Below are 12,296 nucleotides of genomic sequence, written 5' to 3'. Positions count from 1 at the left end.
CCATACATCCGCTATCATCTATTTATAGAAAATTACACTCTTGTCCTGTTCAGAAAGATGCCTATATACATATCATGTTAAGGAAAAAGAATACCTTTTCAACTTAATACATGATAAGGAGGATTTCTATGAAACGTGATATTAGAAAAGCTGTTGAAGAAATCAAAAGTGCTGGGATGGAGGATTTCTTACACCAAGATCCAAGTACTTTTGAATGCGATGATGATTGCTCTTCAAAAGTTGAATGTAGCGATGATTGTAATTGCCCAAGAACAAGATGTACTCGTGTGAAACATTGTACTTTCGTTACAAAATGTACTCATGTAAAAAAATGGACATTTGTTACGAAATGTACTCGCGTACGCGTTCAAAAATGGACGTTCGTTACGAAAGTAACACGTAGAAAAGAATGCGTTTTAGTTACAAAACGTACGCGTAGAAAACATTGTACTTTCGTTACAAAATGTGTACGCTTTGAAAAGAAATTTTACTGGACTAAACGATGTTACTGTAAAAAATGCGAGTTCTTCCCTAACGGACACGGTGGCTCTTGCGATGATTCATGTGATCATGGTAAAGACTGTCACGATAGCGGACACAAATGGAATGATTGCAAAGGCGGACATAAATTCCCATCTTGCAAAAATAAGAAATTCGATCACTTCTGGTATAAAAAACGTAACTGCTAGTTTTTATACCACCAAAAAAAGGCCGTTTTGCGGCCTTTTTTATATTTATTGAAAGTGACTTATATCTGCAAATTGTTTCACTTTACCAATACCCTCTTCAAATTCTATTATGCTCAAACTGGCACTATGCATAAATGGATCATCCCACACATTTTCTATTTCAATTCGCGCGAAATACCCTACAAGTAATTTTGCTGCTGCCGCATGAGAAACAATCAATATGTTTTGTCCTTTATGCTTCTCTAAAAGAAGATGCACCCCTTCAATTACTCTTTCATAAACGGCCTCAAAATTTTCGCCTGATGTTGACTGAAAAAGATGTGGCTCATTCCAAAATAGATGTACTTCTTCTGGAAATTGCTTTTCTATATCCGCGATTGTTTCTCCTTCCCATATACCCATGTTGATTTCATAGAAATGCTCATCCGCTATAATGGGTATATCACGTTCCCCCTTTATTAACTCTGCCGTATGAAGTGTTCTTTCGCTCGGACTACTATAGATCGCATGGATTGGTAAATCTTTCATTCGATTTCCTAATTGTTTCGCCTGAACTATACCATTTTCAGTTAAAGCAGAATTTTTTCGTCCCTGCATTCGCTTCGCTACATTCCACTCTGTTTCACCATGCCTTGTTACATATATAGTTGTTTTCATTTCTTACTCCCCCTCACCATGTTGGTCGTAATTCCCACGGTTCAACTCTCCCTACAATCCACTCCGCTCGTTTACTTTCAATCCCTTTTATAACTCCATCAGCTATCTCTTCATGAGTAAGCCATTTTCCATATGTATCTTCTAAAATAAAACCTAAAATAATTCTATGATAAATACATCGCGTACTCCCCATTTTTTGTGCAGGCATACGTGATGCTTTACTACCTAAAATATGAAATAAACTATATGTTTTAGACGACAAATCTAGTTCTTTACAAATATTTGATAGTGCATGCTTTGCACTTGTGTGTACCCATGCAACAACTAATGTGATCGGGCCATTTTTCTTAATTGTACTTTTAATAGCTAGCTTTACATCTTCATCATTATGATAATCTAACGAAAGGCATGTAATATTTTCTGGTGCAGAACTCATTTGCTTAACATTTTCTAATTTCACTTCATCTCGCCCGATAATAGAGACATAAAATCCTTTCTCACAAAGCCACATAGAAACTTTCTTTAGCATTCCTGTTCCACCAATTACAAGTGCATGCAAATACTATCCCTCCCTAATAAAATGTCATATGAGGTTTCTCATCTCTATAATAATTTAAACGGTCTTGCAGTGTCCCTGAGTGAAATTCAAATTTATGACCGTCAGGATCAACAAAGTATATAGATTCGCAATCTCTTACATCACGTTCTCTTCCTTGTAAAATATGAACATCATTTTCTTCTAATCGCTTTATTAGACATTTAAAGTCTTCTTGTTCAACAGAAAATGCAATGTGCGTATAAGATTGATGAATCTCATTTCTCGGAATATGCGTCTCTTCATTAAGCGCTATCCACACTCCACATATGTTAAAATAAGCCAATTTCCTTCCTTTAACTAATAATTCTCCTTCTAATACTTTTTCATAAAACATAATAGAGTTTTCTAAATTAGATACCGAAAAACAAATATGATTGATTCCCCTTAACAACTATAATTCCTCCTTATACAAATAAAAGATGAGCGAAAATTCACTCATCTTTTATTATACTATTTTTTTGTAATATATGCCCATTTATAACTGAAGTCCCCACCAAACGTATGGTTAGCAATGCCTTTTACAAACGGCTTCTCTAAATAAGCTGTACTTTGTTGGTACGTAGGAGAAATTGCTGCGTCTTGACCAATTAAGATTTTTTCAGCTTCCGCAAGTGCATTCCAGCGTGCTTTATCATCTTTTAATAGCTCTCCTTTTGATTTCGCTACTAAATCATCATACTTCGGATTAGAATAATCCATTTCATTAAATGAGCTTCCAGTAACAAACATATCAATATAAGTCATTGGATCCGGATAATCAGGGCTCCATGCAGATAATGAGAATTCATATTGGAATTTCTTTTCTAAATCTAGCTTCTGCTTGTATGGTTGCTGTTTCAAATTCACTTTAATACCAGGCAAGTTTTTCTCTAGTTCTTCCTTAATAAAGTCGCCCACTTTTTTACGGCTACCGTTATCATCGTTTAGTAATTCAACCGTAATTGTATCTTGACCAAGCTCTTTCTTCGCTTCTTCCCATAATTTTTTTGCTTTCTCTGCATTATCTTTACTATCACGGAAGTTTTTATTTACAGAGCGGAAATCTTTTCCATCCGGACCTGTCGTGAATTTTTCAGGTACTAAGAAATATGCTGGCAATGAACCGTCATTTAAAATGACATCAGCAATTCCTTTTTTATCGTATGCTAAATCAATCGCTTCACGTACCTTTTGGTTTTTAAATGTTGCATTTTTTTGGTTAAAACGTAAGAAATATATGCGTGGATCTAACTTCGTTTTAAATTCATCTGGCTTATTCTTTTTATATTTATCAACAAATTCAGAAGTTAAAATAACTCGATCTGCTTGATCACTATCATATAAATTTACTCCCGTGCTTGTTTCCTTCACAATACTTACATTAATTTCGTCTAACTTTACAGTATCTTTATCCCAATAATTAGGATTTTTCTTCAACTGATAATTTTGTTCATGTTTCCATTGACTCATTGTAAATGGTCCATTATATACTAATTTATCTGCTTCTAATCCGTATTTATCTCCTTGCTCTTTCACATATTTTTCATTTAATGGGAAGAATGTAGGGAACGACGTAAGCTCAAGAAAATAAGGTGCTGGTTGCTCTAATTCTACTACCAACGTTTTATCATCCTTCGCTTTAACACCCAATTGATCTGCTGGTAATTCACCTTTATTTACTTTCTGTGCATTTTTCACATCAAATAAAATGAATGCATATTCTGCCGCTATTGCTTTATCTAATGTACGTTGCCATGCATATAGAAAATCTTGTGCTCGAACTGGATCACCATTTGACCATTTCGCATCACGTAATTCAAATGTATATGTCTTTTTATCTTCACTAATCTTCACATCTTTTGCCATACCTGGTGTTGGTTTATTATCTTTATCTAGACGATATAAACCTTCCATTGCATTTACAAATACACGGAAAGATACAGAATCCGTTGATTTAGATGTATCCATTGAAGGAATTTCAGCTGTTTCTAGCAAATTTAAAACTTGTTTATCGGCCATTCCCTTATTCGATTCTTTCTTCGTTGTCGAAGCCTTCTCACCATTCCCACATCCTGCAACCAATACACTCGTCGTTAACGCAAGTGCAGCAATTGTTGTTGTCTTTCTCTTCATTCTTCCTTCCCCCAATCTATATGTATAAGTTAAATCCTATATAATATATTTCATTATACAAAAGATTCTGATTATTTTAAATATTTATTTTAACAAACATAGAAAAAAGCGATTAGAAATTTCTTTCCAGCCGCTTTCTTGAATAGCATTTACTTGTAATCCATCCTCTATATCAAATGGATTTTGAACTTTAAATATTTCTTCCATCAGCTTCAAAAACTCTTCTTCAGTTTTAGATTCACCATTAACCATAAGTGAGTATGGTTCCACTTCACCTAATTTATAATCGACAACAAATTGAATCTTCACCTTTTGTCTTGGCGTTCCGGTGTTATATCCTTGGAATTCTACTAATTCTAACCCTTCCGTTCCACGATAATATATCCAACCTGAATCTTGAAAATAATTTTCGAAAGATTCACCTATTGAAAAGAAAGGATATTCATAAAGCGAGCTGGTACGAACCTTTTGAATAACGTCTCGATCAGTCGGAAAAAAGAAATGACTAAAAAATATGCTAGCAACTGCTAAAATAGTAACAATTGTCGCTCCCATTTTGCTCGTTCCGCCGCTATCATTGATTAGATAGTTTTCAACTGATTTATCTTTTATTTCTCTTGCTTTTATTCGGTATATACGTCTTTCCGCAAATTGATAGTATAATCCATTTGCAAAAATCCCCATTCCAAACAGAATAAAAATGAGTAATAAAAACGTAAGAGGCACCATATTAATGATTGGCAACGCTACATTAAACCCCATATAATACGAAAATGCATCACACGCTACTAATAACAACATAAATAAAGCAGCTGGTACATAATACTTACGATATCCTAGCCAGCCTATATTGAAAATAGCAGCCCAACCATTCCAGCTCCACCTAGCAATCCGCTTATTCTCAAGCTCCCATTTCCTTTTGTAATACGGATATTGTCTCCCTACATATACTTCTAGTTCTTTATCTATTAACGAGCTACCTTCCTCTTGTTTATTATCCAAGTTTCGCTGACAACTTGCACAATTTAACTGTTCCTCCTCGCAAGGTTGCCCACAATTTATACATTTCAAAACAATCCCTCTTCCCATCCATACGTCATTTCAAAATACCTTCGTGTTTTAATAACCACTCTTTCCTCCATAAACCACCAGCATATCCAACAAGCTTTCCACTCTTTCCTATTACACGGTGACATGGAACAATTATTGAAATTGGATTCCGACTATTTGCCCCTCCTATTGCCCGTACAGCTTTTGTATTTCCAACTTTCTCTGCAATATCTAAATATGAAGCACTTACGCCGTACGGAATAGTATAAAGTGCATCCCATACATTTTTTTGAAATGCTGTTCCCTCGGCAGACAGCGAGACTGTGAACTCTTTTCTATTCCCCTTAAAATATTCATCGAGCTCATTTATACATTGATCTATCATTTCATTTGTATGTTCTTCTTGTCTCTCATCAACAAATATAACAGACATAATTCCTTTATCGTTCGCTGTAATTTCTAGCAAGCCTAATTCACTTTCATAATAAGCCCGGTACATAAGTCACCCTCCAATTCAATTCATATTATTTATTGTAACACGAATAGACAAAATTTTTCGTATAAGCATTTTATTAGAGAACCAAAAAAGAGAATGATACAATGTAAGAAAATTCAATCTAGGAGGCTATTGGATGAATTCCGAACTTTTTTCACCTTATACAATTAAGGACGTTACATTAAAAAACCGGATTGTTATGTCACCTATGTGCATGTATTCGTCGGAAAACGAGGATGGCCAAGTAACGAATTTCCATCTCATTCATTATGGAACAAGAGCTGCCGGTCAAGTTGGTTTAGTTATGATTGAAGCAACAGCCGTGTTACCTGAAGGTCGAATTTCAAATAAAGACTTAGGCATTTGGGATAACAGTTTAATTGAAGGCTTACATAAAACGACAACTTTTATACACGATAATGGTGCAAAAGCTGCCATTCAACTCGCTCACGCTGGAAGAAAAGCAGAATTAGAAACTGATGCGTTAGCTCCTTCAGCCATTCCATTTAATGAAACAATGAAAATTCCAATAGAAATGAGCAAACACCAAATTAAAGATACTGTATTAGCTTTTCAGCAAGCTGCAGTACGATCAAAACAAGCTGGATTTGATGTTATTGAAATACACGGTGCTCACGGTTATCTTATTAATGAATTTCTTTCTCCGCTTTCCAATAAGCGGACTGATGAATATGGTGGTTCACCTGAAAACCGCTATCGTTTCTTACGCAAAATCATTGACTCGATAAATGAAGTTTGGAACGGACCGTTATTTGTCCGTATTTCAGCAAATGATTATCATCCTGACGGGCTAACGGTTCAAGATTACGTTCAGTATACAAAGTGGATGAAAGAACAGGGAATAGATTTAATCGATTGTAGTTCTGGCGCAGTTGTACCAGCACATATTGATGTGTATCCCGGTTATCAAGTACAATATGCCAAACATATTAAAGAGCATGCTAACATTGCAACTGGTGCAGTTGGATTGATTACGACCGGAGTACAAGCAGAGCAAATTTTAAACAATAACGAAGCAGATTTAATTTTTATCGGACGTGAGTTACTTCGCAATCCGTACTTCCCGAGAATAGCGGCAAATGAACTTGGCTTTGAATTGCAAGAACCTCACCAATATAAGCGAGCACCAGGAAAAATTCATACGAATAAATAAAACCGAGAAGTCATTCTTCTCGGTTTTATTTATTCTATCGTTGTAATTTCATTTGAATTATAAGTATGGATACCCGATTCTTCTCGCAGCGCGGTTATATACATCCCTTTCGCTACATCTTTAGCTGAAATTGGTTTATATTTTTTGAAAGCCCCTTTAAAGATAAACGGAATAATACGAGATAATTTTTCAGCCATTCGTTCGCCGAAACGAAATTCTTGTCGATTTCCTACTAATAATGATGGTCTAAAAATGTGAATACCACCGATCACTAACTTTTGCAATTCTTCTTCCATTTTTCCTTTCACTTGTGAATAAAAGAAGAATGATTTAGGATTCGCTCCCATAGAAGACACGACAAGGAAATTTTGTACCCCTTGTTTTTCAGCTAAACACGCAGCTCGTAACGTATATTCATAATCTACTTTTTTAAAATTTGCTTTTGTTTTTGCTTTTTTTATTGTTGTTCCTAAGCAACTAAAAACATCATCCACAGCAAAGAACTCTTTATATTCCTCTAATACCGAAAAATCAACTTGTTTCTGCTGTAACTTCTCATGTTGCAATTGCATTGGCTCTCTTACAAAAATAGTAACCGAATCGTAGTAATCTGATTCAAGTAATAGATGCGTTATCTCTTGTCCAACTAAACCACTTGCACCAAGTATTAACGCTGTTCGCTTATTCATATATGCATATACCTCTTATTTTACTTTTCTCTCCTTCAGTAAAATACAACCTTTAGGAGTTTCCTGCTCTTATTTTACCACAAGTAAAACACTATGCGTACGCATAGTGCTTTACTCACTCTTTTTTCTCATCTCTCTCTTGTAATTTCGTTATTGTTGTAGCGTCCCCTAAATTACTTATTAATCTTCTTAAAAAAATTAATACGAAAGATAATGGCAATACTACCGCTAATATTAATAAAATAGCTTCCATTAAGTAACCCAAGCGCTCATCCCCCTCTTTACCTCCTTTTCAATATATGAAAACAGCATTGTCACATATGCATGCATTTGCAAAAATAATACACCTATATTTGACAACTTTATAACAAAAACAAATCGTAATGATTATTATTTATTGCAACTTTATTAAAGATGTATTATACTAAGTTCGCAAACTAAAACGTAATTATTCCGTTTTGTATTAAAATGATATTTTTCTTCTATAATTGGGGAAAATATATCCGTAAAAAAGAAAAGAGGAGAACTTCATGCCTAAAAGATTGACTATATTTTCATTCTTACTTATTTTCACCTTAATTTTCGCTGGCTGCTCAAATAAAAAAGAAAGTAATGCCAAGAAAGATGGAAAGCTAACAGTTTATACAACGATTTTCCCACTTGCTGATTTCGCAAAGAAAATTGGTGGCGACTATGTAAATGTTGAAGCAATTTACCCACCTGGTGCAGATTCACATACATTTGAACCAAGTCAAAAACAAACAGTACAAGTTGCAAAAGCCGATTTATTTGTTTATAACGGCGCTGAATTAGAACCATTTGCTGAAAAAATGGAAAAAACATTACAAAGAGAAAATGTTAAAATTGTAAATGCATCTAAAGGTATTGAGCTTCGTGCTTCTACTGAAGAAGAGCATCATGATCATGGAGATGGCCATAAAGAAGATGAACATCATCATGATAAAGACCCGCATGTTTGGTTAGATCCTACTCTAGCAATGAAACAGGCAGAAAAAATTAAAAATGCACTTGTAGAATTACAACCTGAACATAAACAAGAATTCGAAAAAAACTTTGCAGCACTTCAAACTAAATTTACTGATTTAGACGATGGATTTAAGGCAGCTGTAGCGAACGCAAAAACGAAAGAAATTTTAGTTTCTCATGCTGCCTATGGTTACTGGGAACAACGATACGGCCTAAAACAAATTCCTATCGCTGGAATTTCAGCTTCTGATGAACCATCTCAAAAGCAGCTTGCTGACATTACAAAAACAGTAAAAGAACATAATCTAAAATATATTTTATTCGAAACATTCTCTACTCCAAAAGTAGCATCCGTAATTCAAAAAGAAACTGGTACAAAAGTTTTACGCTTAAATCACTTAGCTACTATTTCTGAAGATGATGCAAAAAATAATAAAGATTACTTCACTTTAATGGAAGAAAACGTAAATACATTGAAAGAAGCAACAAACTAATCCATTATATTTTCTAGGCAGCTGAATTTGCTATTCAGCTGCCTTTTTATGTATTTATCCTTGACTTGACCAAAATAACAAGTAAAATTATCCATATTAGCTTTAAAGCTATATTAATTTAGAAGGTGAGTTGGAATTATGAATCTTCACATTTGTGAAGTAACAGCAAAAAATTGGCGTTCAGTAGTTGCTTTAGACGTCGCAAAAGATCAGCAACAATTTATTGAAAGTAACGCGTTTTCTTTAGCAGAATCATTATATGAAGGAAACGGAACGTCAGTAGGTTTATATGATGGAGAAACACTTGTAGGATACGCAATGTATGGATGGTATTCAGTAAAACATAAAAGTGTATGGCTCGATCGCTTTATGATTGACCAACAATATCAAGGAAAAGGATACGCAAAACGTTTCCTTCGCTTACTCATTCAATTCTTACAAGAAAAATTTGAATGCAAAATAATTTACTTAAGTTTACATCCAGACAACAAACTTGCAATGGGACTGTATGAATCATTTGGTTTCCGCTTAAATGGGGATATTGATGATGAAGGTCCAGTTGTAGGTGTTGTAATGGAGTTACTAATAGACGAAAATACAAGCCTGTGAAAACAGGCTTTTTATTATACATTTATCAATTTTTAGTTTCTCTCCCTTATTTAATTCTGTTTTGCAATCTAATAGAATGCTCATAAAAAATAAGCCTGCAATTTACGCAGACTTATTTCACACACTCCTCGAAATGTTCTTGGAACCACTCTTTATTAATATCTCTTCCGATAAAAACTACTTCACTTACTCGCTCTTCGCCCTCTTGCCACTCTCTATCGTACGAAGCAGCAAATAACGTATGTACACCTTGGAAAACGATACGTTTATCTACTCCATCTATCGATAAAATTCCTTTGTAACGATATAAATATTCCCCTAGCTCTTGAACGACAGCTGACATCCACTCATTAAGCTTTTGTAAATCCAGCGGACGTTCTTCACGTAATACAAATGATTTCACACCTTCTAAGTGGTTATGTTCTTTATGAGGGTAAATTTGCAACGTATCTTTCGTTTTAAACGTTTGGATTTGTAATAAAGATGGTATATCTACCTCACAGTTAGTCGCCTCAATTAACTTTGCAGTCGGGTTAATTCCTTGAATTTCATGCAAGAGATTTTCTTTCTCATTCTCTTCAATTAAATCTAATTTATTTACTAAAACGACATCAGCAAACGCAATTTGCTCTTTTGCTTCTAATCCTTTTTCAAAATGTTTATGTATATGATAACTATCTACTACCGTTACAACACCGTTAATTTGGTAAGCAGATTGAATGACTGGATCTAAAAAGAATGTTTGAATAATTGGGCCTGGATTTGCAAGGCCAGTCGTTTCAATTACTAAACCATCAAAATCCATTTTCCCTTCTGCTTTTACGTCCAGTAACTGTTTTAAAGCAACGAGTAAATCTTCACGTACAGTACAGCATAAACAGCCATTTGTCATTTCCATAATTTCTTCTTCCACATTCATAATCAACTGATTATCAATGCCAATTTGCCCTATTTCATTTACAATCACCGCTAATTTCTTACCGTGATTTTCTGATAAAATACGATTTAATAATGTCGTTTTCCCAGATCCAAGAAAACCAGTTAATATTGTTACTGGAATCATTTCGTACATCTCCTTATAGCTATATGTTTCTACATTATAGCATATAGAGAAAATCGTTTTTGTAGCAAAACATATTTATTGTCTCTACACCTAATTAACTATATAATAACATGTAGTAAGAAAGCCTTTTCAAAACATTATTATTCATCAAGGGGGTACTTATAATGGATCGAGTTCAAATGGCTGAAACGCTAGAATTTTCTCGTATTATTCAAGGATTTTGGCGTTTAGCAGAATGGAATATGACGAAACAAGAATTACTTTCTTTCATTGAAGATTGTATGGATATGGGAATTACTACTTTTGATCACGCTGATATTTACGGCGCATATACGTGTGAAGGGTTATTTGGCGAAGCTTTACAATTAAAGCCTTCCTTACGAGAAAACATGCAAATTATTACAAAGTGTGGAATCGCTCCCCCATCACCGAAATTTCCAGAGCGATATGTTGCTCACTACAATACTAGTGCAGAGCATATTATGCAAAGTGTAGAAGCATCACTTAAAAATTTACATACAGATTATATTGACGTATTACTTATTCATCGTCCCGATCCTTTTATGGATCCAAATGAAGTGGCAAAAGCATTTTCACAATTAAAACAAGAAGGGAAAGTTCGTCACTTCGGTGTATCTAACTTCTTACCTTCACAATTTAATATGTTAAGTTCGTACTTAGATTTCCCGCTTATTACGAACCAGATTGAAGTTTCTGCATTGCAGCTTGAGCATTTTGAAAAAGGGACAATTGATTTATGCCAAGAAAAACGAATCAATCCAATGATTTGGTCACCTCTTGCTGGTGGGGAGATTTTTACTGGTCAATCAGAACGCGCCGTACGTGTACGTGAAACTGTGCAAAAAGTTGCTACTGAGCTAGGTGTTTCTAGTATAGATACGGTTATGTATGCTTGGTTACTTGCTCATCCAGCTAATATGATGCCAATCGTTGGCTCTGGTAAATTAGATCGCGTAAAAACTGCCGCTCTTGCTACAAAAGTTAACTTAGACCGTCAACAATGGTTTACAATTTTCGAAAGCTCTAATGGACATCCTGTACCATAATGCATAAAAAGAAGAGCTGTTTTCTTACAGCTCTTCTTTTTCATATGTATTTCTAGTCATAGCAAATACACACATATCCCTTAATCCGTTTCCATCTACCGCAACACTCGCACTTTCTAACGTACCTTCTAACTTAAAACCTAATTTCTCAGGTATCGCTCTACTCTTCTTATTTAAAGAATCACAACGAATTTCTACACGATTTGCTTTTAATTCAGAAAAAGCGTAATCCGTTATACCTTTCGTAGCCTCTACCATATAGCCTTTTCCGCTAAACCTTGTATCAATCCAATATCCAATTTCAAATTGAGGTATATCCCAATTAATACGATGTAATCCAGCTGAAGCAATAAATTCACCTGTTTCTTTCGAAAATACTAGTAATCTTAAATCCTCACGCTGCAAAAATTGAATATGCGATTTTCTAATGCTCACTTCTACTTCTTCCTCTGTTTGCTCTTTCTGTGCAAACACCATCCAAGGTTTTAGTTCTTGTATTGAAGCCTGAATTGCATCATATACAACTTTACCATCTCCTGGTTTCGGCATTCGAATAAAAAGCCTGTCAGTATAAAATTCAGAAGGAAAATCGAATAATAACGGATTCACTG

Annotated in this window: 15 protein-coding genes; 5 read left to right on the top strand and 10 right to left on the bottom strand. The window is 34.7% G+C overall.

The genetic code is table 11. The features are described from left to right. Positions 1 to 128: 128 nt before the first annotated feature. Complete coding sequence (exsB, locus tag MR143_RS03115; RefSeq protein ID WP_000817483.1) at positions 129 to 689, top strand: exosporium protein ExsB; 561 nt, start codon at positions 129 to 131, stop codon at positions 687 to 689. Positions 690 to 734: 45 nt separating this feature from the next. Here the strand turns inward: exsB and MR143_RS03110 are convergent, their stop codons facing one another. The 6 genes from MR143_RS03110 to MR143_RS03085 form a co-directional block, all read right to left on the bottom strand. Then, positions 735 to 1,346 carry a phosphoserine phosphatase 1 gene (locus MR143_RS03110; protein ID WP_242280612.1) on the bottom strand — a complete coding sequence of 204 codons (612 nt, stop codon included), beginning with the start codon at positions 1,344 to 1,346 and terminating at the stop codon, positions 735 to 737. A gap of 13 nt (positions 1,347 to 1,359) precedes the next feature. Then, a complete protein-coding gene (locus MR143_RS03105) occupies positions 1,360 to 1,905 on the bottom strand; it encodes a short-chain dehydrogenase (RefSeq protein WP_000543109.1) in 546 nt (181 codons plus the stop codon). 13 nt (positions 1,906 to 1,918) lie between these two features. Then, the gene (gene fosB, locus MR143_RS03100; protein ID WP_000943766.1) at positions 1,919 to 2,335 is read right to left on the bottom strand and encodes a FosBx1 family fosfomycin resistance bacillithiol transferase; all 417 of its coding nucleotides are present in this window, start codon (positions 2,333 to 2,335) and stop codon (positions 1,919 to 1,921) included. Between the two features lie 59 nt (positions 2,336 to 2,394). Further along, positions 2,395 to 4,056: a peptide ABC transporter substrate-binding protein gene (locus MR143_RS03095; protein ID WP_000824267.1), complete on the bottom strand. Its 1,662-nt coding sequence runs from the start codon at positions 4,054 to 4,056 to the stop codon at positions 2,395 to 2,397. 84 nt (positions 4,057 to 4,140) lie between these two features. Then, positions 4,141 to 5,145 carry a DUF2628 domain-containing protein gene (locus MR143_RS03090; RefSeq protein ID WP_080029644.1) on the bottom strand — a complete coding sequence of 335 codons (1,005 nt, stop codon included), beginning with the start codon at positions 5,143 to 5,145 and terminating at the stop codon, positions 4,141 to 4,143. Positions 5,146 to 5,152: 7 nt separating this feature from the next. Then, positions 5,153 to 5,605 (bottom strand): methylated-DNA--[protein]-cysteine S-methyltransferase, encoded by a 453-nt coding sequence (locus MR143_RS03085; RefSeq protein ID WP_000285459.1) that lies wholly within the window; start codon positions 5,603 to 5,605, stop codon positions 5,153 to 5,155. Positions 5,606 to 5,738: 133 nt separating this feature from the next. On the opposite strand from MR143_RS03085, the gene namA reads away from it, so the two are divergent. Next, entirely contained in the window at positions 5,739 to 6,776 is a 1,038-nt protein-coding gene (namA, locus tag MR143_RS03080) for an NADPH dehydrogenase NamA (RefSeq protein ID WP_001083639.1), read from the top strand. A 29-nt stretch (positions 6,777 to 6,805) separates the two neighbouring features. Here namA and MR143_RS03075 read toward each other — a convergent pair whose 3' ends face one another. Together MR143_RS03075 and MR143_RS03070 are read right to left on the bottom strand one after the other, a co-directional pair. Then, positions 6,806 to 7,465 (bottom strand): oxidoreductase, encoded by a 660-nt coding sequence (locus tag MR143_RS03075; RefSeq protein WP_001042728.1) that lies wholly within the window; start codon positions 7,463 to 7,465, stop codon positions 6,806 to 6,808. Between the two features lie 115 nt (positions 7,466 to 7,580). After that, positions 7,581 to 7,730, bottom strand: coding sequence for a hypothetical protein (locus MR143_RS03070; protein WP_000540932.1), 150 nt, complete (start codon positions 7,728 to 7,730; stop codon positions 7,581 to 7,583). Positions 7,731 to 7,995: 265 nt separating this feature from the next. Between MR143_RS03070 and MR143_RS03065 the strand changes: the two genes are divergently transcribed. Beyond that, positions 7,996 to 8,946, top strand: a complete 951-nt coding sequence (locus MR143_RS03065) for a metal ABC transporter substrate-binding protein (protein WP_001126152.1) — start codon at positions 7,996 to 7,998, stop codon at positions 8,944 to 8,946. 138 nt (positions 8,947 to 9,084) lie between these two features. Beyond that, entirely contained in the window at positions 9,085 to 9,555 is a 471-nt protein-coding gene (locus MR143_RS03060) for a GNAT family N-acetyltransferase (protein ID WP_001048677.1), read from the top strand. Between the two features lie 112 nt (positions 9,556 to 9,667). Here MR143_RS03060 and MR143_RS03055 read toward each other — a convergent pair whose 3' ends face one another. Continuing rightward, complete coding sequence (locus tag MR143_RS03055; protein ID WP_000613422.1) at positions 9,668 to 10,618, bottom strand: CobW family GTP-binding protein; 951 nt, start codon at positions 10,616 to 10,618, stop codon at positions 9,668 to 9,670. A 164-nt stretch (positions 10,619 to 10,782) separates the two neighbouring features. On the opposite strand from MR143_RS03055, the gene MR143_RS03050 reads away from it, so the two are divergent. Continuing rightward, positions 10,783 to 11,685: an aldo/keto reductase gene (locus MR143_RS03050; protein WP_000376358.1), complete on the top strand. Its 903-nt coding sequence runs from the start codon at positions 10,783 to 10,785 to the stop codon at positions 11,683 to 11,685. Between the two features lie 24 nt (positions 11,686 to 11,709). On the opposite strand, the gene MR143_RS03045 is transcribed toward MR143_RS03050, so the two are convergent. Continuing rightward, positions 11,710 to 12,294, bottom strand: coding sequence for a GNAT family N-acetyltransferase (locus MR143_RS03045; RefSeq protein ID WP_001068744.1), 585 nt, complete (start codon positions 12,292 to 12,294; stop codon positions 11,710 to 11,712). Positions 12,295 to 12,296: the final 2 nt, after the last annotated feature.

Origin of the sequence: Bacillus cereus group sp. BfR-BA-01347 (assembly GCF_022663835.1) — a bacterium.
Classification (GTDB): Bacteria; Bacillota; Bacilli; order Bacillales; family Bacillaceae_G; genus Bacillus_A; species Bacillus_A thuringiensis_K.
This window is presented reverse-complemented; position numbering and strand designations above follow the sequence as displayed.